Genomic DNA, 22,245 nt, shown 5'->3' with positions numbered 1-22,245 from the left:
ACTCGCTACGGAGCCCACGAACACTTGGCAAGCATGGCCAAACTGCGTGTGACCGCGGGCGTCTCGAGCTGCTTTCCTTGGCTACCTTCTTTGCAGCAGCAAAGAAAATGACCGCCGCCCCCGCACAGGGGCAACGCCGATAGACCAATAAAAAACGGGATCCGGCAAAAGCCCAAAAAAATCAGAAGAGCGCTTCGTCGTAGTCCATCATCGGCTTGGCCCCGGCACGGGCAGCCCGAATCGTCGAAGCGGTCTCAGGCAGCAGCTTGGCGAAGTAAAACCGCGCGGTGGCGAGCTTGGCCTTATAGAAGGCATCGCCGGAAGGGGCATTGTCCAAAGCAACCCGTGCCATCCGCGCCCAGAAGTACGAAAACACCAGATGCCCGACCGTACGCAAATACGGCACGGCCGCAGCGCCCACTTCATCAGGATTCTGCATGGCCTTCATGCCGATCTCCATGGTGAGCTTCTGCACCTTGTCGCCGATATCCGCGAGCGGGTTGATGAACTCCTGCATCTCCGGCTTTACGCCTTCCTGCTCGACGAAATCGGCAACGAGCTTGCCGAAGCGCTTCAGCTTGGCGCCCATGTCGCCGAGAATCTTGCGCCCGAGCAGATCGAGCGCCTGAATGGAGTTCGTGCCCTCGTAGATCATGTTGATGCGCGCATCGCGGACATACTGCTCCATGCCCCATTCGGAGATGAAGCCATGGCCGCCGTAGATCTGCATCGCCATATTCGTGCCTTCGAACGCGTTGTCCGTCAGGAAGGCCTTGATCACCGGCGTGAGCAGCGCGACGAAATCAGCGGCCTCTTGACGCACGGACTCGTCCGCGTGCGAGAGTTCCTTGTCGATATTGAGCGCCGCCCAGTACGTGAACGCGCGGCCCGCTTCGGCATAGGCCTTCTGCGTGAGCAGCATGCGGCGCACGTCCGGATGCACGATGATCGGATCGGCAGGCTTCTCCGGTGCCTTCGGGCCGGTGAGCGAGCGCATCTGCAAGCGCTCTTTCGCATACACGAGCGAGTTCTGATACGCGACCTCGGTCAGGCCGAGACCCTGCATGCCGACGCCCAGCCGCGCGGCGTTCATCATCACGAACATCGCGTTCAAGCCCTTGTTGGCCTCGCCGACGAGCCAACCCTTTGCGCCGTCGAGATTCATCACGCAGGTCGCGTTGCCGTGGATGCCCATCTTGTGCTCGATCGAGCCGCACTTGATGCCGTTGCGTTCACCGATCGCACCGTTCGCATCGGGGACGAACTTCGGCACGATGAAAAGCGAGATGCCCTTCGTTCCCATCGGCGCGCCCGGCAGACGCGCGAGCACCAGATGAACGATGTTCTCGGCCATGTCGTGCTCACCGCTCGAGATGAAGATCTTCGTGCCGGTGAGTGCGTAGGAACCGTCGGAATTCGGCTCGGCTTTCGTGCGCAGGATGCCGAGATCCGTTCCGCAATGCGGTTCCGTCAGGCACATCGTGCCGGTCCACTCGCCCGAGACGAGTTTCGATAGATAGGTCGACTTTTGCTCCGGCGTGCCGTGCGCGTGCAGGCATTCGTACGCGCCGTGCGAGAGACCGGGATACATCGTCCAGGCCTGATTCGCCGAGTTGAGCATTTCGTAAAGCGCGTTGTTCACGAACGCAGGCAAGCCCTGACCGCCGTACTCGGGATCGCACCCGAGCGCGGGCCAGCCCGCATCGATGTACTGGCGGTAAGCCTCTTTGAAGCCGGCTGGCGTCCTGACGACGCCGTCGCCCTCGTAAGTGCAGCCTTCGCGGTCGCCGCTCTGGTTGAGCGGGAACACGACTTCGGAGCAGAACTTGCCGGCTTCCTCGAGCACCTGATTGATGGTGTCGGCGTCGAGGTCGGCATGCCGCGGCATGCTCTTCAGTTCAGCTTCCACGTTCAGCACTTCGTGCAGCACGAATTGCATGTCGCGAAGGGGGGCGGCGTACTGTCCCATGAGTCTCTCCAGTTTCTTCAAGCTTCTGGTTGCGCGCCGCCGAGCCACCTTCTCGATGCGAACGGCGCCGCTAACGGCTGTCGGTGTGTTGTGATGTCAGATTCGTCGCCGTATTCGCCGCCGGTTGAGGGATGCCCGTTCCGGCTCCCGCATTCGACGTCTGATACGACACGATCGTCTTTTCGAGCGCGTCCCGCGTCAGTTGCACGGCTTCCGGCAGATGCAGGAAGCGCGCGTCGTGATGCAGGCCGAGCGTGAAGCTGTACAGCTCGAAAAGCATCAGATGCGGGTCCGTCTCCGGCTTCAGATGCCCTTCGTCCTTCGACTGGCGGATCGCGCGCAAGAGCGCCTCGCGCCACATGCTCACGCTGTGCACGAGCTGCTCGCGCACGGCGCTCGCGGCGCGGTCGTCGTACTCCACCGCTCCGCTGATATAGATACAACCCGTGGTCACTTCCTGGATGCGCTTCTCCATCCAGCGATTCATCATCGCGCGCAATCGCGGCAGGCCGCGCGCTTCACGCAGACTCGGAAAGAACACTTCATCTTCGAAGCGCCGGTGGTACTCGCGCACCACCTCCACCTGCAAGTCCTCGCGCGACCCGAAATGCGCAAACACACCGCTCTTGCTCATTTGCATCCGCTCGGCCAGCAGGCCGATCGTCAGCCCTTCCAGCCCGTCCCGACTTGCCAACTCCAGCGCTGCGTCGAGAATCGCGGCCCGCGTCTGTTCGCCTTTTCGCATGATGTCCCTACCGTTCTTATGTGACCCGTAAAATCGAACGGCCGTTCTATTATTGTGGCCGAACGCTGGTGATACAAGCAAATTTTTAGATACGCGTTTCTAAAACGCCAGGGCATGTCTATAGGATAAATCTCAACAATGCCTGCGCCCATTGTCGCGTTTTATGTACGGACTGCCTGTAAGTGACTGCCCGAGTTCCCGATTCGTGGGATCCTTTACCTGATGATGCTTGTAGTCCAGTATTCTTGCGCAATCGCTGCTAAATAGCAGTTAATCGTACTGACCAATGGTGATCATTTTCATCATGAGGCGATAAGTGTTGTACGCAAGCCAACTCAGCGCCCGCTCCGTAACAGGCCGCGACGCATAGTGTTTTTCATCGATCGGGCGGCCTTCGTCAAACGCCTGAAGAATGGCATCGTGCAATCCGGCGATTTCGGCGTGATTCACGAGCACCATGTTGGCCTCGTTGTTGAGCACGAGCGACAGCGCATCGAGGTTCGATGAGCCGATGGTGGCCCAATCCGCGTCGACGACCGCGACCTTGCCGTGAAGCATCGTCTTTTCATACTCGGCGATCCGCACGCCGTGCTTCAGCAGGTTGCCGTAGAGGAACGGCGTCGCGTAATCGAGAGCCACGAATTCCTTGCGACCGATGACCAGCGACACGCGTACGCCACGCTCGGCCGCGTTGACGAGCGCGCGCCTCAACTTGCGCCCCGGCATGAAGTAAGGATTCGCGAGCAACACTTCGCTCTCGGCGTGGGCGATTGCCCGCAGATACGCCTTTTCGATCGCGCGACGATTCAGCAAGTTGTCGCGCGCGACGAACGCGATGCACGGCTGGTCCACCGCGTGAATTTCACCGAGCCGCGCGCGCCGGCGCGCCAGCATCGCGCGGCGTGCGTTCCATCGGCCGGGCCCGCGATCGTTTTCCTGCTGCTCGCAACCCGGCTGCGACGGCTGCCGCGGCTTCACGCCGAGCCGAATGCGCTGCCATTGAAGGTCGAACGCTTCGATCACGTCCTTCACGACGGGGCCTTGCGCCTCCATCGCGAAGTCCCAGCGCGGCCGTTCGAGACGCGTGCCGTTCTGATCGTAGTCGTCGACGATATTGATGCCGCCGCAAAACGCATACGTCTCGTCGATCAGCGCGAGCTTGCGATGCGTGCGCGAGAAGCCGAGCGGCCCGAACAGCAGATGCGGGTTGTAAATACGATGCTCGACGCCGCGCTCCTGCCAGAGCTTGAACATCGGCAGATTGCTTTCCGTGCCGATGCCATCCGTGATCACACGCACCTTGAGGCCGCGTTCGGCGGCGCGCACGAGCGCATCGGAGACGGCGCGACCGATGTCGTCGTTGGCAAAGATGTACGTTTCCAGCGACACCGACTTGCGCGCGTTGTCGATCCGCTCGATCAACGCCGGGAAGAATTGCACGCCGCACTTGAAGAGCCGAACGTGGTTGCCGGACGTGAAGCAAAGGCGCGGCGGTCGACGGCCCAGAAACAGCGCCTGGCGCAGCCGCTTGAAACTGCGCCGTGGACGCAGTCCGATCATCGGTTATGCGCCGCGAGGCGCTCGGGCAATTGCAGGATGGCTTCCCGGTTCGACCACGAGAAGCATCGGTCGGCGGCCTCGCGAAACGGCAGCCACAGATGCGCGGTGTGCTCGCGCGGCGCGAGCGTCACTTCGAGACAATGCGGCACGAGCAGGCTGAACTGATGCTCGGTGTTGCGCGTGATGCCTTCGGCGTAACGATGCCGCCATTGCGGATAGATTTCGTACTGAATGCTGTGATGCCAGTCGAGCAGCGCGTTCTCGGGCACGAGCGTGCTGCCGATCACGATACCCGTCTCTTCCTCAACCTCGCGCGCGGCGGTCTCGATCAGCGGTTCGTCGATACGATCCTTCGAGCCTGTCACCGATTGCCAGAAACCCTTGTGATCCGCACGTTCGATGATGAGCACATCGAGTTCCGGCGTATGAATGACGACGAGCACGGATTCAGGGATTTTGGGCGGCTTCTGCATGTCTTTATGAATGCGCGTTTCATTATTTGTCTGTGCCCAAAGACTGTAACGCAAAAAGTGAAAAAGGCGCACCCGGCGCCTTTTTCATCACATCGACAACGAAGCGGCTCAGTGCGCCTTCTGCTCCGGCTGACGCAGACGGATGTGGAGCTCGCGCAACTGGCGCTCGTCCACTTCGCTCGGCGCCTGCGTGAGCAGATCCTGCGCGCGCTGCGTCTTCGGGAATGCGATCGTGTCGCGGATCGAATCGGCGCCGGACATCAACGTGACGATGCGGTCCAGACCGAACGCGATGCCGCCGTGCGGCGGCGCGCCATACTGAAGCGCGTCGAGCAGGAAGCCGAACTTCAGGCGCGCTTCTTCCGCGCCGATCTTCAGCGCGCGGAACACCTTGCTCTGCACGTCTTCCTGGAAGATACGCACCGAACCGCCGCCGATTTCCCAGCCGTTCAGCACCATGTCGTATGCCTTCGCAAGGCAGCGGCCCGGGTCGGTTTCGAGGTACTCGAGGTGCTCGTCCTTCGGGCTCGTGAACGGGTGATGCGCGGCCACGTAACGGTTCTCTTCCTCGTCGTACTCGAACATCGGGAAGTCGATGACCCACAACGGCTTCCAGCCGGTTTCGAGCAGGCCGGTCGCCTTGCCGAATTCCGAATGGCCGATCTTCAGGCGCAGCGCGCCGAGGCTGTCGTTCACGACCTTCGCGCGATCCGCCGCGAAGAAGATGATGTCGCCGTCTTGCGCCGCCGTGCGCTCCATGATCGCCGCGAGCGCCGCGTCATGCAGGTTCTTGACGATTGGGCTTTGCAGGCCGTCGCGGCCGCGGCTCTTGTCGTTAACCTTGATCCACGCGAGGCCCTTCGCGCCGTAGATGCGCACGAACTCCGTGTAGCCGTCGATGTCGCCGCGCGACAGTTCGCCGCCCTTCGGCACGCGCAGCGCCGCGACTCGGCCGTCCTTCGAGTTGGCCGGCATGCTGAACACCTTGAAGTCGACGTCCTTCACCGCATCCGTGAGGTCGGCAAATTCGAGCTTCACGCGCAGATCGGGCTTGTCCGAACCGAAGCGGCGCATCGCTTCCGAGTACAGCATGACCGGGAATTTTGCGGGCAGCGCGACGTCCATCGTCTCCTTGAAGACGTGACGGATCATCTCTTCGAACAGATCGCGGATTTCCTGCTCGTTCAGGAACGAGGTTTCGCAGTCGATCTGCGTAAATTCCGGCTGACGGTCGGCGCGCAGGTCTTCGTCGCGGAAGCATTTGGTGATCTGGTAGTAGCGGTCGAAGTTCGCGACCATCAGCAATTGCTTGAACAATTGCGGCGACTGCGGCAGCGCGAAGAACTGACCCGCGTTCACGCGCGATGGCACGAGGTAATCGCGCGCGCCTTCCGGCGTGCTCTTGGTCAGCATCGGCGTTTCGATGTCGATGAAGCCTTGCGCGTCGAGATACTTGCGCACTTCCATGGCGACGCGGTAGCGCAAGCGCAGGTTCTTCTGCATCTGCGGACGGCGCAGATCGAGCACGCGATGCGTGAGGCGCGTGGTCTCCGACAGGTTGTCGTCGTCGAGCTGGAACGGCGGCGTAACCGATGCGTTCAGCACGGTCAGCTCGTGGCACAGCACTTCGATCTTGCCGCTCGTGAGGTTCGCGTTGACCGTGCCTTCAGGACGCTCGCGCACGACGCCCTTCACCTGTACGCAGAATTCGTTGCGCACGCCTTCAGCCACCTTGAACATCTCGGCGCGGTCCGGATCGCAGACGACCTGAACGAGCCCTTCGCGATCGCGCAAGTCGATGAAGATAACGCCACCGTGATCGCGGCGGCGATGCACCCAGCCGCACAGCGAAACGGTTTGGCCCAGGCGGGCCTCGGTCACCAGACCGCAGTATTCAGATCGCATCGACATGATGTTTGTGTCTTTCGTTGTTCGTTGATCAACGGCTCGCGCGTTCGGGTCTCGCTCTTTCGGTCGGCGGACTCCAGGCTCGCGCGCGCCGGCATTACATCGGCGGCTCGGTGGGGCGGCGGGCGGGCGCGACCGGCGTCGGCGCGCTCGGGGCGGGGGCCACCACGCCCATCGAGACGATGTACTTCAGTGCGGCGTCGACGGTCATGTCCAGTTCGACCACTTCGCTTTTCGGCATCATGAGGAAGAAGCCGGACGTCGGGTTCGGCGTCGTCGGCACGTAGACGCTCACGTGCTCTTCGCCGAGATGATTCAGCACGTCGCCGCCCGGAATGCCTGTCAGAAAGCCAATGGTATACGAGCCCTTGCGCGGATATTCGATCAGCAGCGCCTTGCGGAACGCGTTACCGCTCGAAGAGAGCAACGTATCCGATACTTGTTTCACACTCGTATACAAAGGCCCGACCACCGGGATATGGCGCAGGATGGCGTCCCACCATTTCACGAGCTTCTGGCCAACGAAGTTCTGCGTCAATAATCCGACGATGAAAATGAAGGCAATCGTCAGCACGGCGCCCACGCCCGGCAGGTGAAAGCCGACGACGCGCTCGGGCTGCCACGATTCCGGCAGGAGCAGGAGCGTCTGGTCCATCGTCCCGATGACGAGGCCCAGTACCCACAAGGTGATCGCGAGCGGCACCAGCACGAGCAGGCCGGTGAGGAACACGGATTTCAGCGTAGTCTTTTTCGTGGTCATTTAACGGGGCGGAGGCTGCGCCGGCTCCCGATCGTGTCGGAAATCCGGCTTGGCAGGCGAGCCGCGCCCAAATTGCGCGCGGTCGGCGAGGTCATCTGCGCGCCATAGGCCAGGCGGACTGGCGACCCGGCGCTTCAGGCAGCGTCCGACGATGCGGAGGCGCCCGCCGCGGGCTTGGCGGCATCCGACGATGACGTGCTTGCCGGCGTTGCGTCGCCCGAATTCGCGTTGCCGGAGCCAGCGGTCGCAGCGTCCTCCGTTTTCGTTGCCGGTGCGCTGCCCTTCGAACCGTTATTGCCGCTTCGAAAATCGGTGACATACCAACCCGAGCCTTTCAGCTGGAATCCGGCGGCGGTCACCTGCTTCGAGAACGTATCCTTTCCGCAGGCAGGGCATTGCGTGAGCGGCGCATCGCTCAGTTTCTGAAGCACGTCTTTTTCGTGGCCGCAGTGTGCGCAGCGGTACGCGTAAATCGGCATGGCACTCTTCCTACAATGATCTGTCGACGCTTGCAAAGCCTTGAATTATAGCCGCAAACTTGACCCGCAATTTTCCGCAGGACGGGCACAAGCTTGATCGCCCGATATTTCGGGGCGCCGTCGGCGGTTTTCAAGTCGGCCGGCTCAGATTCGTCGCCAGGTCATCCACCGTTCGCGGCCGGCGAATACGGGAATCGAGCCGCTCACCTCGCGGTCTTCGGTCAACTCGAAGTGCGGCGACAGCAGCGCGTCCAGTTCGCCGCGCCCGATGCCGAAAGGCGGCCCTTTCGGCGTCGACCCGATGAAAAAGAAGCCGGCGAGCAGCGCACCCGGTTCGAGCAACGCAGCCATCCGGGTGGCGTAGTCCTGCCAGCGGACTTTCGGCAGCGCGCACAGAAAGGCCCGTTCGTAAATCCAGTCGGGCGAAAAAGGCGGCGCGTATGCGAAGAAATCCGCCTCTTCGACGACGTCCGCATGCGCGCCGAGTCGCGCACGCGCCGCTTCAACGGCGCCCGAGGAGAAGTCGATCGCGCGCACCGGCCAGCCGCGTTCGGCCAGGTAAAGCGCTTCGTACGCGCTGCCGCAGCCTGGAATGAGCACATTCTGCGCATGGCGCGACTCGACGAACGTCTTGAACATTTCCGGGACGCCCGCCTGATCCCACGGCGTGAACCGTCGGTCGAAGCGTTCATCCCAAAAACCCGGCGAATTCGGATCGCGGTTCTGAAAATCGGGAACGTCTGGATTCGTCGGATCGCTCATGATGTCGGCGTTCAGTGAAGCAAAAACTGCGCGGCCACGACACCCGCGCCCGCCATCGCAACGAGGCCGGCGACGAGCAGCGTCACCAGCAGGCGGTTCGTGCGCTTTTGCTCGGCTAAAAGCATCCGCATGAGTTCGTCACTGCCGCTCCTCGGCGCGTCGTGGCGCTCCGCAAGAATATGGTGAACCAGTCGCGGCAACTGTGGAATCGTCTTACTCCACTGCGGCGCTTCCATCTGCAGGCGCTCGTACCAGCCGCGCCAGCCAATCTGCTCGTTCATCCAGCGCTCGAGATACGGCTTGGCCGTTTTCCACAGATCGAGCTCCGGGTCGAGGGAGCGCCCGAGCCCTTCGACGTTGAGCATCGTCTTTTGCAGCAGTACGAGTTGCGGCTGGATCTCGACGTTGAAGCGGCGCGACGTCGAGAAAAGGCGCATCAGCACCTGCCCGAGCGAAATGTCCTTCAGCGCGCGATCGAAGTACGGCTCGCACACCGCGCGAATCGCGCTTTCCAGCTCCTCGACGCGCGTGCTCGGCGGCACCCAGCCGGATTCCAGATGCAGCGTCGCGACACGGTGATAGTCGCGCTTGAAGAACGCCAGAAAATTCTGGGCGAGGTAGTTCTTGTCGAAGTCCGACAACGCCCCGACGATGCCGAAGTCCAGCGCGATATAACGCCCGAACGTCGCCGGATCAAGGCTGACCTGAATGTTGCCGGGGTGCATGTCGGCGTGGAAGAAGCCGTCGCGGAACACTTGCGTGAAGAAAATCTCGACGCCCTCGCGCGCGAGCTTCGGGATATCGACGCCGGCCGCACGCAGCGTTTCCACCTGGCTGATCGGCACGCCGACCATGCGCTCCATGACGAGCACCGTCGGCGCCGACAGATCCCAGTACATTTCCGGCACTTGCAGCAGATCGAGGCCCTGGAAGTTTCGGCGCAACTGGCTGCCGTTGGCGGCCTCGCGCATCAGGTCGAGCTCATCGTGCAGATATTTGTCGAATTCGGCGACGACTTCGCGCGGCTTCAGGCGACGGCCGTCCGCCCACAGGCGCTCGGCCCACGTCGCGATATCGCGCAGCAACGCGAGGTCGGAGTCGATCACGGGAAGCATGCCCGGGCGCAGCACCTTCACCGCAACCGACTTGCCCGCGTGCTCGCCGTACCTGATCTTCGCGAAATGCACCTGCGCGATCGACGCGCTCGCCACCGGCACGCGCTCGAAATCGTCGAACAGTTCGTCGATGGGCGCACCGAGCGACTTTTCGATGATGGACACCGCCACCGCCGAATCGAACGGCGGAACCTGATCCTGAAGCTTGGCGAGTTCATTGGCGACATCGACGGGCAAAAGATCGCGCCGCGTCGACAGCACCTGCCCGAACTTCACGAAGATCGGTCCGAGGCTTTCCAGCGCGAGCCGCAGACGGATGCCGCGCTCGATCTCGAACCGGCGGCCGAAGGTCGTGATGCGCATGAGAAAGCGCACGCGTCGATCGTCGATGCCGCTCATCACGAGTTCATCGAGCCCGAAGCGGACGATCGTGAAAAAAATCTTGAGAAAACGCAGAAAACGCATGGTTCGAATTCGCTTCAGCTCGTTATTCGTGCGAGTCGCGCACAGACTCGCCGCCGGTTCGCGCTGAGGCACCGCTTGCCGGCCGTGGTTGTTCGGTTCGTTGTCCGCTTTGTTGCTCGATTCTTTCGATGCGCTTTTCGACGCGCGCAAGCGCATCGCGCGTTCTCGAAAGCTCGGCGTTGAACGCGTCGAGCGCGCTCTTGCGCACGAGTTGCGGCCGCTCGTCGAGGAAGTATTCGGTGAAAGTGTCCAGCAGATTCCGCCCGGTGCGCTGCGCCTGCTCCTGCACCGCCCGCGCGACGAGTCCCACGCGATGCGCAGGCGCGTCGCCGATCACGCGCGCCAGATCCTCTTCGGGATCCCAGCGCAGATGCTCCGCGAGCTTTGCGAGGGTCGTCGCAAACTCCGCGTCGCCTTCGATCCGGACATGCTTCATCACCGCGGCCTGTCCGCCTTGCAGAAATATCGGCAGCGCGTCGAGCGGAACGGCGATCGTCACGTCGAATGCGCCCGCCTCGGCGTCGGTGGTCGCGGCAAAAAGGCCATCAGCTTGCACCGCGAGCGCGATCGAAACCGGCGTGCACGACAGCTTTACACGCTTGCTCGCGTACGGCTTGAGGCGTTCGAGCGCCCAAGGCTCGCGCACGAGCAGATGATTCACGGCGGCCGCGAATCCACTGGATGCGGTCTTCATGGCGGGATTTGCTACGGAACGGGCGGATTCGTCTGCGTTCGTCATCGATTCGGAGATAAAAAAACCCGCGCAAGCGGTGGCTCGCGCGGGTCCTATTCTACGGGGTAAATCTGCGCGAGACGCTTTCGCGCGGTTTCCCATAACTATCTCGACATACGCTGCGCAGACCGCGCCGGACAGCAACGCGGTGGCGCTCTACAGATTTGCGCTTGCCGGCATCAACTTACCTGCTGAATCCCCGCCAGCAGCCAGCCTTCATTGCCGACTTTTTGCTTCGACAGGTTCCACACCTCGACGAACGGCTCTGCCGCCGTGCCTTCCGACTCGCGGATGAGACCGTGGAAGCGCACGCTAGCGAGGTACTCGTTCGGGCGATCTTCGACGCCGAGCAGATCGGCGTTGAGCTGCACCACGTCCGTGCGGTTCGGCGCGCTGCCGCGGGCATCGACGTCGAGTTTCACTTCGGCGAACATTTCGGGCGTCGTGAATTCGCGGATGTCGTTGACATTGCCGCGGTCCCACGCGTCCTGAAGTCGCACGAAGTAGACCTTCGCGTTACGCAAGAATGCGTCGGTGTCGAAGCCAGCCGGCACGTTTGGATTCACGGCCGGTTGCGGCGCCGCGGATTCGATGTAGTTCGCGCCGAAGCCGCTCGGCTGTTGCGGCACTTGCGGCGGGTCTTGGTTCAGGCTCGTGCGCGCGGAGGCGCCGTACGGCGAACCCGAGGCCGAACCGGCACCAGCGTATGCAGGCGTGTTATTGCCCTGACGCTTGCGCATGATGAAGCGGAACAGCATGACGGCCGCCAGCACGATCAAGGCAATCATGATCATGTTGGCCATCGCGCCGGCGAACGCTTCGCCCAGCCCGAAGTGCGACAGCAGCGCCGCGATACCGAGACCCGCCGCAAGACCGGCAATCGGTCCGAGCCAGCGATTGCGCGCGGGTTGCGCCGCTGCCGGTGCAGCGGGCGCGGGCTGGGCGCGCTGAGCCTGCGCCGCCTGCCCCGCCTGCCCCTGCTGCATGGATTGCGACGGCGGCGTGGCTTGATGCTGCTGCGTCGCCGTGGCCGACTGACGGCCCATGCTGCGGCCGCTGCCCATGCGCTTGGCTTCCGCCGTTTCCGCGAAGATTGCGCCGGCCGCAATAACGCCAGCCAGCGCCAAGACTCCGGCCTTCCTGAAAAAGAAGCTCAGGAAACCCCGGGATTGGGGTTTGCGCGAATCGAACATATCGAATCCTTAAGAGAGTGGAACACTAAAATTTTGTCCCGACGTGTAACGCTACCACGCCACCTGACAAATTGTAATATTCGACTCGATCCAAGCCTGCTTGTTCCATCATCGTTTTCAAAGTTTCCTGGTCCGGGTGCATGCGGATCGACTCGGCGAGGTACCGATAGCTGTCCGCATCTTTGGCCACTTTTTCGCCAAGCCACGGCAAAATCTTGAAACTGTAGATATCGTACGGCTTTTTGAGCGGTTCCCACACCTTCGAGAATTCCAGCACGAGAAGCTTGCCACCCGGCTTCAGCACGCGGGTCATTTCCGCCAGCGCACGGTCCTTGTGCGTCATATTACGAAGACCGAAAGCAACCGTAACAACATTGAAATAACTGTTTGGGAACGGAATCTTCTCCGCGTCGCACAGCAATGCGGGCGTCAGCACGCCTTTGTCGATAAGCCGGTCGCGGCCCACCCGCAGCATCGATTCGTTGATGTCCGTGTGCCAGACTTCGCCGGTTTCGCCTGCCTGCTTGGCAAAGGCCATCGCCAGATCACCCGTGCCGCCCGCGATATCCAGCACCTTGTAGCCCGCCCGCACCTTGGCCTGCCCGATCGTGAAGTGCTTCCAGATCCGATGCAGTCCGCCGGACATCAGGTCGTTCATCAAGTCGTAGTTGCCAGCAACGGAGTGGAACACGCCCGCCACTTTCTTCGCCTTGTCCTGCTCGTCGACCGTTTCGTATCCGAAGTGGGTCTTGCTCATCGCGCTCTTCCTCGCCTGTTGTTCGTTCTATGTATGCGCAATCGTCGCGCCGGCTGTGCGGCCGTATGCCGCAGCCTTGATGCTTAGTGGCAGTGGCCACCGGTTGGTTTGGCTGCCATCGGCGTGTCGCGGTCCACGCCCGCGGCTTCCAGTTTCGCCAGATACTCGCGCCACAATTGGTCCTGCCGCGTCGCCAGGTTGTGCAGGATGTCCCACGAATAGATGCCCGTATTGTGGCCGTCCGAAAAATTCAGTTGCAGCGCGTAATGCCCGACCGGATCGATGCCGATGATCGTCACCTCGCGCTTGCCGGTCTGCAGGGTTTCCTGGCCCGGTCCGTGGCCCTGCACTTCAGCGGAAGGTGAGTAGACACGCAGCAACTCGAACGGCACGCGATACGACTCCCCGCCGTATTGCAGTTCGAGCACGCGGGATTTCGAATGCACGACGACGCCGGTGGGAATCGGCGTCGTTGAAGTGAGTCCGCTCATGATGTCGTCTTATGGGTGACCAACCTGCGGGCCGAACGCCTGGTTCAGCTCGTTGCGCACCTGCTCGCGCAAGAGCGTCGCCTGCGCGCGGCGTTTCGATAGCTGCGATTCGGACACCGTGCGCTGGCGTGGCGCCCAGATCGGCAGAGGGAAGCGGGAATCGTTGGAAAAGCGTGGAATGATGTGCCAGTGGACGTGCGGCACCTGATTGCCGAGGCTCGCCAGATTGATCTTCTCCGGCACGAGCACGCGGCGCATCGCGCGCTCGACGCCGTTCACGGCCGTCATCACGCGCGCACGGTCACCATCCGACAAATCGGACATTTCGGCGACATGCGCGCCCCAGATCACGCGGCACAGTCCCGGCCAGTCGGGCTCGTCAGCGAGGACGACGCGCAATGCGTCGTCCGACCACAGCACCTCACCGCCGTCTTCACGGCAAAACACACAGTCCATCTCGACCCTCTAGCGAATCAACCTCGATTTCGCTATTACACCAGCACGCGCTCGATACCGCCATTGTTCGCGCTTTCGACATACTGTTCCATCCAGTTTTCGCCGAGCACCTTGCGCGCCATTTCCACGACGATATAGTCCGCCTCGATGTTGGCGTCCTCGTTGTAGCGCGACAGGCCCTGCAAGCACGACGGGCAGCTCGTGAGGATTTTCACGTCCTGGCCATTCGGTTGCGGACCGTCGCCGGCCTTGAGCACCGAGCCCGGTTGCGCGCCCGCCGCACCGGCCGCCGCGTTCGCCATGTTGATGGCGTTCGCGCCCGCTTCGGCGACGAGCGGGATTCCGCGCAACCTGGCCGCGCCCTTGCGGATCTCCTCTTCCTTGCGGAAGCGCACTTGCGTCGAAATGTCGGGCCGCGTGACCGCCAGCGTGCCCGACTCGCCGCAGCAACGATCGTTCTTCTCGATCTTGTAGCCGTCGTTCTTGGAGCCCATCAGGTCGTTGACGAGCTTGACCGGGTCCATCGTCTTGATCGGCGAGTGACACGGGTCGTGGTACATGTAGCGCGTGCCCGTCACGCCGTCGAGCTTGATGTTCTTTTCGAGCAGGAATTCGTGAATGTCGATGATCCGGCAGCCCGGGAAGATCTTCTCGAATTCATAGCCCGCAAGCTGGTCGTAGCAGGTTCCGCACGACACGACCACGGTCTTGATATCGAGATAGTTCAGCGTATTCGCGACCCGATGGAACAGCACCCGATTGTCCGTGACGATCTTCTCGGCCTTGTCGTACTGCCCCGAGCCGCGCTGCGGATAACCGCAGCACAGATAGCCCGGCGGCAGCACGGTCTGCACGCCCGCTTCCCACAACATGGCCTGCGTCGCGAGCCCGACTTGCGAGAACAGGCGCTCCGAGCCGCAGCCGGGGAAATAGAACACGGCTTCCGAATCGACGGTAGTCGTCTTCGGATTGCGGATGATCGGAACGATCTTGTTGTCTTCGATATCCAGCAGCGCGCGCGCCGTCTTCTTAGGCAGATTGCCCGGCATCTTCTTGTTCATGAAGTGGATCACCTGCGTGACCACGGGCGGCTTGCCGACCGTCGCGGGCGGTTTCGCCGTCTGCTTCTTCGCGAACTTCTTCAGCACGTCGTTGCCGAAGCGCTGCGCCTTGTAGCCGACACCCATCATCGCGGTGCGCGCGAGATTGATGGTCTGCGGATTCGTCGCATTGAGGAAGAACATGCCCGCCGCGTTGCCCGCGTTGAACTTCTTCTTGCCCATCTTGCGCAAAAGATTGCGCATGTTCATCGTGACATCGCCGAAGTCGATCTTCACCGGGCATGGCGTCACGCATTTATGGCAGACCGTGCAGTGATCGGCGACGTCGTTGAACTCGTCCCAATGCTTGATCGATACGCCGCGGCGCGTCTGCTCTTCATACAGGAACGCCTCGACCAGCAGCGAAGTCGCGAGAATCTTGTTGCGCGGGCTGTACAGCAGGTTCGCGCGCGGCACGTGCGTCGCGCAGACCGGCTTGCACTTGCCGCAGCGCAGGCAGTCCTTGATCGAATCGGAAATCGCGCCGATATCCGACTGCTGCATGATGAGCGACTCGTAGCCCATCAGCCCGAAGCTCGGCGTGTAGGCGTTGCGCAGGTCCGCCCCTTCGAACAGCTTGCCCTTGTTGAAGCGACCGTGCGGATCGACGCGCTGCTTGTACGCGCGGAAATCGCCGATTTCCTCTTCGGTCAGAAACTCCAGCTTGGTGATGCCGATACCGTGCTCGCCCGAAATCACGCCATCGAGCGAACGCGCGAGCTTCATGATGCGCGCCACCGCGTGATGCGCGTCCTGCAGCATCTCGTAGTTGTCGGAGTTGACAGGAATGTTGGTGTGCACGTTGCCATCGCCCGCATGCATGTGCAGCGCGACGAACACGCGTCCGCGCAGAACCTGCTTGTGGATGGCCTGCGCTTCGTCGAGGATCGGCTTGAATTCGCCGCCGTTGAAGATCTGACGCAGTTCCGCGCGAATCTCCTGCTTCCACGAGATGCGCACCGTGCGATCCTGCGCGACGTGGAAGATGTTCGCATCCGGCTGCACGTCGACGCGATCCGCGAGCTTTTCGGCGAGCGCTGCGTAGCCGAGATTGACGAGATAGTGCTGCGCCTCGCGCAACGGCATGTCGAGCTTTTCGCTGACGAAGGTCCAGCGCTCGCGCACGCGCTTGAGCAGGTCGAGCGCCTGCTGCACGCGATCTTCGAGGAGTTCGGCGCTGGGAATTTCGTTCGCGTCGTCGGTCTTGCCGAGCGGCAGCTTGCCGGTGCGGAAGAACGCTTCGAGCGCATCGACGAGTTGCAGCTTGTTCTTGATCGACAGCTCGATATTGATGCGCTCGATGCCGTCCGTGTACTCACCCATGCGGTTGAGCGGGATCACGACGTCTTCGTTGATCTTGAACGCGTTCGTATGCTTTGCGATCGCCGCGGTGCGCGAGCGGTCGAGCCAGAAACGCTTGCGCGCCTCGGCGTTCACGGCGACGAAGCCTTCGCCGCTCTTGCCGTTGGCCATGCGCACGACTTCGGAAGTCGCGGCGGCGACGGCATCGGCGTCATTGCCGACGATATCGCCGATCAGCACCATCTTCGGGAAAGCATTGCGCTTGCTCTTGGTCGCGTAGCCGACCGCGCGCAGATAGCGCTCATCGAGATGCTCCAGGCCGGCGAGAATCGCGCCGCCCTGCTTCGACGTTTCGAAGAGATAGTCCTTGATCTCCACGATGCTCGGAATTGCGTCGCGCGCCTGGCCGAAGAATTCGAGGCAAACGGTGCGCGTGTGCGCGGGCATCTTGTGCAGGATCCAGCGCGCGGACGTGATCAGCCCGTCGCAGCCTTCCTTCTGCACGCCGGGAAGGCCGGCGAGGAATTTGTCGGTGACGTCCTTGCCGAGCCCTTCCTTGCGGAACGTGCGGCCGGTGATGTCGAGATTTTCGGTACGCAGAAGTTTCTCGCCCGGCGGACGATTGCCGTCGAACCAGTCGAGCCGGAAGCGCGCCACTTCGACGTCGTGAATCTTGCCGCAGTTGTGATCCAGACGCGTGACTTCGAGCCAGTTGCCTTCCGGATCGACCATGCGCCACCACGCGAGGTTGTCGAGCGCCGTGCCCCACAACACGGCCTTCTTGCCGCCCGCGTTCATCGCGACATTGCCGCCGACGCACGATGCATCGAGCGAAGTCGGATCGACGGCGAACACAAAGCCCGCCTGCTCGGCCGCCTCGGTGACGCGCCGTGTGACGACGCCCGCGCCGGAGAAAATCGTCGCGACCTTGTGATCGACGCCCGGCAGATCGGTCATCTCGACGGGACCGAGCTGCTCGAGCTTTTCCGTGTTGATGACGGCCGAGAACGGCGTGAGCGGAATCGCGCCGCCCGTATAGCCGGTGCCGCCGCCGCGCGGAATGACGGTGAGTCCCAGTTCGAAGCACGCCTTGATCAGGCCGGCGATTTCGCCTTCGGTGTCCGGCGTCAGCACGACGAACGGGTATTCGACGCGCCAGTCCGTCGCGTCGGTGACGTGCGAGACGCGCGACAGGCCATCGAACTTGATGTTGTCTTTCTGCGTCTCCTTGCCCAGCACGCGCGAAGCGCGCCGGCGCAAGTCGGCCATGCTGCCGAACTCGGAGGCGAAGTCGTCGACGGCGCGGCGCGCGGCGGTAATCAGCAACTGCACGCGCTCGGCGCGCTCGCGGCTGCCGGCTTCGTCGCTATGCGCGGTGAGATCGGCGCTGCGGCGCTTATCGATCTCCGTGAGCCGGTGATTCAGCGCCTCGACCAGCAGCGCGCGGCGCTTCGGGTTGTCCAGCAGGTCGTCCTGGAGATACGGATTGCGCCGCACGACCCAGATATCGCCGAGCACTTCGTACAGCATGCGCGCGGAGCGGCCCGTGCGGCGCTCGTTGCGAAGTTCGTCGAGCACGGCCCAGGCTTCGTCGCCCAGGAGCCGCATGACGATTTCACGATCGGAGAACGACGTGTAGTTATAGGGGATTTCGCGCAGACGGGGCTCGACATCGAGCGCCAAGGCGGCATGGGCGCCGTTCGGATCGAAGGCTTGAGGTGCGTTCATGTTCGACGGTTCGGTGTGCCGGCGGGCGCGCTTCGAAAAGCGGAAACGCCGACGATGCGCGTGGGGGCGCAAATTTTCGAATGAGACTTATCTTGGCGAAGGCCGCCGGGTCACGCAGCGTGAAACGCGGCGAAGTGAACTCCATCACGGCGCCTTCGATGTGCCCTGGATCAACGCCACGATCGCGCGCGGCGCGCATGCCGCTCGGCCGCCGGGTGCGACGCGCGGGAGACATGCGCCCAAAAATCGATCCGAAGCTGCCGGTGCATCTGCCGATCCTGATTGCTGATTCGTAAAAGGAAATTCTAACTCATCGCGGTGACGCGCGTTCGCGGTTGCTAGCAGCGAGAAGGGGCTTTTGCGTGCGCATTCGCGACGCGTTCGTGTCATTTTCGACGCTTTTTTGCACGACCGTCCGGACGGTAGAAACGCATGGCGTGCCCGGAGGGCGCGCGGTTGGCGCTATCATTAATGCTTTCGCCCTCAAAAACCCGCGCGCACCGTTGCCGCGTGACGATTCCACGCATGACACATCCCGACTACCTGAAGAAAGTGCTGACCGCGCGCGTGTACGACGTCGCGCGGGAGAGCGAGCTCGAACCCGCGCGCATCCTGTCGGCGCGTCTGCGCAATTCCGTGTTCCTGAAGCGCGAGGACAACCAGCCGGTGTTCTCCTTCAAAATTCGCGGCGCTTACAACAAGATGGCGAATCTGTCGGCGGACGAACTCGCGCGCGGCGTGATCACGGCGTCGGCGGGCAATCATGCGCAGGGTGTGGCGCTGTCGGCGGCGCGGCTCGGCTGCCGTGCGGTGATCGCAGTGCCGACCACAACCCCGCAGGTCAAGATCGACGCGATCCGCGCGCATGGCGGACCGACCGTCGAAGTGGTGCTCGCGGGCGAATCGTACAGCGACGCGTACGCGCGCGCCGTGCAGCTTCAGGAAGAGCGCGGCCTGACCTTCGTGCACCCGTTCGACGATCCGGACGTGATCGCCGGACAGGGCACTATTGCCATGGAGATCCTGCGCCAGCACCAGGCCCCGATTCACGCGATCTTCGTGCCGATCGGCGGCGGTGGACTCGCGGCGGGCGTCGCGGCGTACATCAAGGCGGTGCGGCCGGAGATCAAGGTGATCGGCGTGCAGACCGAGGATTCCTGCGCGATGGCGCAGTCGATCGAGGCCGGCAAACGCATCACGCTGAACGAAGTCGGGCTGTTTTCGGATGGCACGGCGGTGAAGCTCGTCGGCGAGGAGACGTTCCGGCTGTGCAACGAGTTGCTCGATGAAGTCGTCACCGTCGATACCGACGCGCTTTGCGCAGCGATCAAGGACGTGTTTCAGGACACCCGCAGCGTGCTCGAGCCGGCGGGATCGCTCGCTGTCGCGGGCGCCAAGCTCTACGCGGAGCGCGAAGGCATCGAAGGCAAGACGCTCGTCGCGGTGACGTCGGGCGCGAACATGAACTTCGACCGCATGCGCTTCGTCGCGGAGCGCGCGGAAGTCGGCGAGGCGCGCGAAGCCGTGTTCGCCGTGACGATTCCAGAAGAGCGCGGCAGCTTCAGGCGCTTCTGCGAGCTCGTCGGCACACGCAGCGTGACGGAATTCAACTACCGCATTGCCGATGAAAAGGCCGCGCATATCTTCGTCGGCGTGCAGATCAAGTCGCGCAAGGAAACGGCGCAGATGATGTCGTCGTTCGTCGAGCATGGTTTCGCGACGGTCGACCTGTCGCACGATGAACTTTCGAAACAGCACATCCGTTACATGGTCGGCGGTCATTCGCCGCTCGCACGGGACGAACGCCTGCTGCGCTTCGAATTCCCGGAGCGCCCGGGCGCGCTGATGAAGTTCCTGTCGTCGATGGCGCCGGACTGGAACATCAGCCTGTTCCATTATCGGAATCAGGGCGCGGATACCAGCTCGATTCTCGTCGGCATTCAGGTGCCGCAGTCGGACAACGCGGAGTTCGAGCGCTTCCTCGCGACGCTCGGCTATCCGTGGTGGGACGAAGGCGCGAACCCGGTGTACAAGCTGTTCCTGGCTTAAGCAGCGATGCCGAAGTTCACGCTCGAAGACAAGCTCGTCGTCGCGATTTCGTCGCGCGCGCTTTTCGATTTCGAGGAAGAGAACCGCGTCTTCGAGACGGGCGATCTCGCCCAATACGAAGCGTTGCAACGTTCACGGCTGGAGACGCCCGCGAAGCCGGGCGTCGCGTTCGGGCTGATCCGCAAGCTGCTCGCGCTCAACGCGGGCGAACAGCGCGTCGAAGTGGTGATTCTGTCGCGCAGCGATCCGATCAGCGGTCTGCGCGCGTTTCATTCGTGCCGCGAGCATGGTCTCGCGATCGAGCGCGGCGTGTTCACGCGCGGCCGCTCGCCGTTCGCGTATCTGAAGCCGCTGCGGGCGTCGCTGTTTCTGTCGGCGAATCCGCACGATGTGCGCGACGCGCTCGCCGCCGGTTTTCCTGCTGCGCGCGTACTGCCGGAAACGCCGCGCGCCGCGAGCCGTTATGCGGACGAGATTCGCATCGCGTTCGACGGCGACGCCGTTCTGTTCTCCGACGAAGCCGAGCGCATCTTTCAGAGCGAGGGGCTCGGCGCGTTCGTCGGCCACGAAACGCAAAAGAAGGATTCGCCGCTTCCCGGCGGCCCGCTCAAACCGCTGCTGGCGGCGTTGAACAAGTTGCAGCGCATCGCCGACGACAACGAAAGCAAGTCGCCGATGCACATCCGCACCGCGCTCGTCACCGCGCGCTCCGCGCCCGCGCATGAGCGCGCGATCCGCACGCTGATGGCCTGGGACATCGAAATCGACGAAGCGATGTTTCTCGGCGGCCTCGACAAAGGCGAATTCCTGCGAGAATTCGAGCCCGATTTTTTCTTCGACGATCAAATTCGCCACTGCGAATCGGCCCGCGTCGTCACCGCGACGGGGCATGTTCTCAGCGGCATTGCGAACGCATCATGACACCCGATCAATCTCCGCTCGGCAAGCCCGTCCACTACACCGAACAGTACGACGCATCGTTGCTGTTTCCGATCGATCGCAAGCGCGCGCGCGATTCGATCGGCGTGCCCGCGCGTCTGCCGTTCTTCGGCACGGATATCTGGAACGCCTATGAATTGTCGTGGCTGAACCGGCGCGGCAAGCCGCAGGTGGCGGTCGCGACCTTCTTCGTGCCGGCGGACTCGCCGAATATCGTGGAGTCGAAGTCGTTCAAGCTGTATCTCGGCTCGTTCGCGCAGACGCAGTTCGATTCCATCGACGACGTGCGCGCCGCCATCAAACGCGACGTATCCGCGATCTGCGGCGCGACGGTGTCGGTACAGCTCGCGGCGCCCGGCGACTTCGGCAAGCTGACGATGGAAGAATTCGACGGTTTGTCTCTGGATCGACTCGATCTCGATTGTGAGGTTTTCACGCCGGATCCGTCGCTCCTGAAGGCGGCGCACGACGAAACGCCGACCGATGAGACGCTGTTCTCGAATCTGTTGAAATCGAACTGCCCGGTGACGGGACAGCCGGACTGGGGCAGCGTGCAGATTCGCTACTACGGCGGACAGATCGATCATGCGGGATTGTTGCGATACATAGTTTCTTATCGCGGACATACCGGGTTCCATGAGCAATGCGTCGAGCGCATCTTTATGGACATCATGCGGGAATGCAGACCGGAGCGGCTGGCGGTGTATGCGCGATACACGCGGCGCGGCGGGCTCGACATCAACCCGTTTCGGACGAACTTCAATCTGCCGATGCCGGATAATGCGCGGCTGGCGCGGCAGTAAAACAGATTAATGATGACGCGGCTCTGCTTTCGATGAACCAGAGCCGCGATCGCGCTTACGCCTTCTTATAAGCCACGCAATCCACCTCGACCTTGCAGTCGATCACCATCGACGACACCACGCACGCGCGCGCCGGCGGATTCGCGCCGAAGTACTCTTTGAAGACCTTGTTGAACGACGCGAAATCGCGCGGATCGTCCAGCCACACGCCGCAGCGCACGACATCTTCCGTGCCGTAACCGGCTTCCTTCAAAATCGCGAGCACGTTCTGAATCGCCTTGTGCGATTGCTCGACAATGCCGCCGTTGATCACCTCGCCGTTTTCCATCGGCGTCTGGCCCGACACGAACAGCCAGCCATCCGCCTCGACCGCGCGTGCGAACGGCATGTGCGCGCCGCCTTGTCCCTTGCCACCTTCCACGCCATAACGCTTCATCGTCCTGCTCCTTTTTCCATGC

At 62.4% G+C, this 22,245-nt stretch carries 20 protein-coding genes; 4 read left to right on the top strand and 16 right to left on the bottom strand.

The genetic code is table 11. The features are described from left to right. Positions 1-181 precede the first annotated feature (181 nt). The 15 genes from NCT32_RS01585 to NCT32_RS01515 form a co-directional block, all read right to left on the bottom strand. Positions 182-1,969, bottom strand: a complete 1,788-nt coding sequence (locus tag NCT32_RS01585) for an acyl-CoA dehydrogenase C-terminal domain-containing protein (RefSeq protein WP_061117894.1) — start codon at positions 1,967-1,969, stop codon at positions 182-184. A 70-nt stretch (positions 1,970-2,039) separates the two neighbouring features. Next, on the bottom strand, positions 2,040-2,714 hold the full coding sequence (locus NCT32_RS01580; protein ID WP_061117836.1) for a TetR/AcrR family transcriptional regulator: 675 nt from the start codon (positions 2,712-2,714) through the stop codon (positions 2,040-2,042). Positions 2,715-2,984: 270 nt separating this feature from the next. Further along, a complete protein-coding gene (locus tag NCT32_RS01575) occupies positions 2,985-4,274 on the bottom strand; it encodes a phosphatidylserine/phosphatidylglycerophosphate/cardiolipin synthase family protein (RefSeq protein WP_061117837.1) in 1,290 nt (429 codons plus the stop codon). Then, the gene (gene nudB, locus NCT32_RS01570; RefSeq protein WP_250476275.1) at positions 4,271-4,747 is read right to left on the bottom strand and encodes a dihydroneopterin triphosphate diphosphatase; all 477 of its coding nucleotides are present in this window, start codon (positions 4,745-4,747) and stop codon (positions 4,271-4,273) included. Before nudB ends, NCT32_RS01575 begins: the two co-directional genes overlap by 4 nt. Positions 4,748-4,855: 108 nt before the next feature. After that, on the bottom strand, positions 4,856-6,658 hold the full coding sequence (aspS, locus tag NCT32_RS01565; protein WP_061117839.1) for an aspartate--tRNA ligase: 1,803 nt from the start codon (positions 6,656-6,658) through the stop codon (positions 4,856-4,858). Positions 6,659-6,752: 94 nt separating this feature from the next. Next, positions 6,753-7,415 carry a DUF502 domain-containing protein gene (locus NCT32_RS01560; RefSeq protein ID WP_061117840.1) on the bottom strand — a complete coding sequence of 221 codons (663 nt, stop codon included), beginning with the start codon at positions 7,413-7,415 and terminating at the stop codon, positions 6,753-6,755. A 134-nt stretch (positions 7,416-7,549) separates the two neighbouring features. After that, positions 7,550-7,894, bottom strand: coding sequence for an FmdB family zinc ribbon protein (locus tag NCT32_RS01555; protein WP_250476274.1), 345 nt, complete (start codon positions 7,892-7,894; stop codon positions 7,550-7,552). 144 nt (positions 7,895-8,038) lie between these two features. Continuing rightward, positions 8,039-8,656 (bottom strand): methyltransferase domain-containing protein, encoded by a 618-nt coding sequence (locus tag NCT32_RS01550; RefSeq protein ID WP_250476273.1) that lies wholly within the window; start codon positions 8,654-8,656, stop codon positions 8,039-8,041. Between the two features lie 11 nt (positions 8,657-8,667). Then, positions 8,668-10,236, bottom strand: coding sequence for a ubiquinone biosynthesis regulatory protein kinase UbiB (ubiB, locus tag NCT32_RS01545; RefSeq protein WP_250476272.1), 1,569 nt, complete (start codon positions 10,234-10,236; stop codon positions 8,668-8,670). Between the two features lie 22 nt (positions 10,237-10,258). Continuing rightward, complete coding sequence (locus NCT32_RS01540; RefSeq protein WP_250476271.1) at positions 10,259-10,930, bottom strand: SCP2 domain-containing protein; 672 nt, start codon at positions 10,928-10,930, stop codon at positions 10,259-10,261. A 218-nt stretch (positions 10,931-11,148) separates the two neighbouring features. Then, positions 11,149-12,162, bottom strand: a complete 1,014-nt coding sequence (locus NCT32_RS01535) for a Tim44 domain-containing protein (RefSeq protein ID WP_250476270.1) — start codon at positions 12,160-12,162, stop codon at positions 11,149-11,151. Between the two features lie 25 nt (positions 12,163-12,187). After that, positions 12,188-12,919, bottom strand: coding sequence for a bifunctional demethylmenaquinone methyltransferase/2-methoxy-6-polyprenyl-1,4-benzoquinol methylase UbiE (gene ubiE / locus NCT32_RS01530; protein ID WP_250476269.1), 732 nt, complete (start codon positions 12,917-12,919; stop codon positions 12,188-12,190). An 83-nt stretch (positions 12,920-13,002) separates the two neighbouring features. After that, positions 13,003-13,410: a gamma-butyrobetaine hydroxylase-like domain-containing protein gene (locus NCT32_RS01525; protein ID WP_061117846.1), complete on the bottom strand. Its 408-nt coding sequence runs from the start codon at positions 13,408-13,410 to the stop codon at positions 13,003-13,005. 9 nt (positions 13,411-13,419) lie between these two features. Next, on the bottom strand, positions 13,420-13,866 hold the full coding sequence (locus NCT32_RS01520; protein ID WP_061117847.1) for an HIT family protein: 447 nt from the start codon (positions 13,864-13,866) through the stop codon (positions 13,420-13,422). A gap of 35 nt (positions 13,867-13,901) precedes the next feature. Then, on the bottom strand, positions 13,902-17,996 hold the full coding sequence (locus tag NCT32_RS01515) for an FAD/FMN-binding oxidoreductase (protein ID WP_061117848.1): 4,095 nt from the start codon (positions 17,994-17,996) through the stop codon (positions 13,902-13,904). A gap of 92 nt (positions 17,997-18,088) precedes the next feature. Here NCT32_RS01515 and NCT32_RS01510 point away from each other — a divergent pair, with 92 nt between their 5' ends. From NCT32_RS01510 to queF, 4 genes are all read left to right on the top strand, one after another. Continuing rightward, a complete protein-coding gene (locus NCT32_RS01510) occupies positions 18,089-18,292 on the top strand; it encodes a hypothetical protein (protein WP_250476267.1) in 204 nt (67 codons plus the stop codon). A 229-nt stretch (positions 18,293-18,521) separates the two neighbouring features. Beyond that, positions 18,522-20,045 (top strand): threonine ammonia-lyase, biosynthetic, encoded by a 1,524-nt coding sequence (gene ilvA / locus NCT32_RS01505; protein WP_250476266.1) that lies wholly within the window; start codon positions 18,522-18,524, stop codon positions 20,043-20,045. A 6-nt stretch (positions 20,046-20,051) separates the two neighbouring features. Beyond that, positions 20,052-20,966, top strand: coding sequence for a 5'-nucleotidase (locus NCT32_RS01500; protein WP_061117850.1), 915 nt, complete (start codon positions 20,052-20,054; stop codon positions 20,964-20,966). Beyond that, on the top strand, positions 20,963-21,787 hold the full coding sequence (gene queF / locus NCT32_RS01495; protein WP_061117851.1) for an NADPH-dependent 7-cyano-7-deazaguanine reductase QueF: 825 nt from the start codon (positions 20,963-20,965) through the stop codon (positions 21,785-21,787). Before NCT32_RS01500 ends, queF begins: the two co-directional genes overlap by 4 nt. A 55-nt stretch (positions 21,788-21,842) precedes the next feature. Here queF and NCT32_RS01490 read toward each other — a convergent pair whose 3' ends face one another. After that, complete coding sequence (locus NCT32_RS01490; protein WP_106854831.1) at positions 21,843-22,223, bottom strand: RidA family protein; 381 nt, start codon at positions 22,221-22,223, stop codon at positions 21,843-21,845. Positions 22,224-22,245: the final 22 nt, after the last annotated feature.

It is taken from the genome of Caballeronia sp. INML2 (genome assembly GCF_023631365.1).
In the GTDB taxonomy this organism is placed as follows: Bacteria; Pseudomonadota; Gammaproteobacteria; order Burkholderiales; family Burkholderiaceae; genus Caballeronia; species Caballeronia turbans.
This window is presented reverse-complemented; position numbering and strand designations above follow the sequence as displayed.

Bases quoted from the DNA above. Each gene is read 5' to 3' on its own strand.
- NCT32_RS01585 (WP_061117894.1), bottom strand. From the start codon at position 1,969: ATGGGACAGTACGCCGCCCCCCTTCGCGACATGCAATTCGTGCTGCAC.
- NCT32_RS01580 (WP_061117836.1), bottom strand. From the start codon at position 2,714: ATGCGAAAAGGCGAACAGACGCGGGCCGCGATTCTCGACGCAGCGCTG.
- NCT32_RS01575 (WP_061117837.1), bottom strand. From the start codon at position 4,274: ATGATCGGACTGCGTCCACGGCGCAGTTTCAAGCGGCTGCGCCAGGCG.
- nudB (WP_250476275.1), bottom strand. From the start codon at position 4,747: ATGCAGAAGCCGCCCAAAATCCCTGAATCCGTGCTCGTCGTCATTCAT.
- aspS (WP_061117839.1), bottom strand. From the start codon at position 6,658: ATGTCGATGCGATCTGAATACTGCGGTCTGGTGACCGAGGCCCGCCTG.
- NCT32_RS01560 (WP_061117840.1), bottom strand. From the start codon at position 7,415: ATGACCACGAAAAAGACTACGCTGAAATCCGTGTTCCTCACCGGCCTG.
- NCT32_RS01555 (WP_250476274.1), bottom strand. From the start codon at position 7,894: ATGCCGATTTACGCGTACCGCTGCGCACACTGCGGCCACGAAAAAGAC.
- NCT32_RS01550 (WP_250476273.1), bottom strand. From the start codon at position 8,656: ATGAGCGATCCGACGAATCCAGACGTTCCCGATTTTCAGAACCGCGAT.
- ubiB (WP_250476272.1), bottom strand. From the start codon at position 10,236: ATGCGTTTTCTGCGTTTTCTCAAGATTTTTTTCACGATCGTCCGCTTC.
- NCT32_RS01540 (WP_250476271.1), bottom strand. From the start codon at position 10,930: ATGAAGACCGCATCCAGTGGATTCGCGGCCGCCGTGAATCATCTGCTC.
- NCT32_RS01535 (WP_250476270.1), bottom strand. From the start codon at position 12,162: ATGTTCGATTCGCGCAAACCCCAATCCCGGGGTTTCCTGAGCTTCTTT.
- ubiE (WP_250476269.1), bottom strand. From the start codon at position 12,919: ATGAGCAAGACCCACTTCGGATACGAAACGGTCGACGAGCAGGACAAG.
- NCT32_RS01525 (WP_061117846.1), bottom strand. From the start codon at position 13,410: ATGAGCGGACTCACTTCAACGACGCCGATTCCCACCGGCGTCGTCGTG.
- NCT32_RS01520 (WP_061117847.1), bottom strand. From the start codon at position 13,866: ATGGACTGTGTGTTTTGCCGTGAAGACGGCGGTGAGGTGCTGTGGTCG.
- NCT32_RS01515 (WP_061117848.1), bottom strand. From the start codon at position 17,996: ATGAACGCACCTCAAGCCTTCGATCCGAACGGCGCCCATGCCGCCTTG.
- ilvA (WP_250476266.1), top strand. From the start codon at position 18,522: ATGACACATCCCGACTACCTGAAGAAAGTGCTGACCGCGCGCGTGTAC.
- NCT32_RS01500 (WP_061117850.1), top strand. From the start codon at position 20,052: ATGCCGAAGTTCACGCTCGAAGACAAGCTCGTCGTCGCGATTTCGTCG.
- queF (WP_061117851.1), top strand. From the start codon at position 20,963: ATGACACCCGATCAATCTCCGCTCGGCAAGCCCGTCCACTACACCGAA.
- NCT32_RS01490 (WP_106854831.1), bottom strand. From the start codon at position 22,223: ATGAAGCGTTATGGCGTGGAAGGTGGCAAGGGACAAGGCGGCGCGCAC.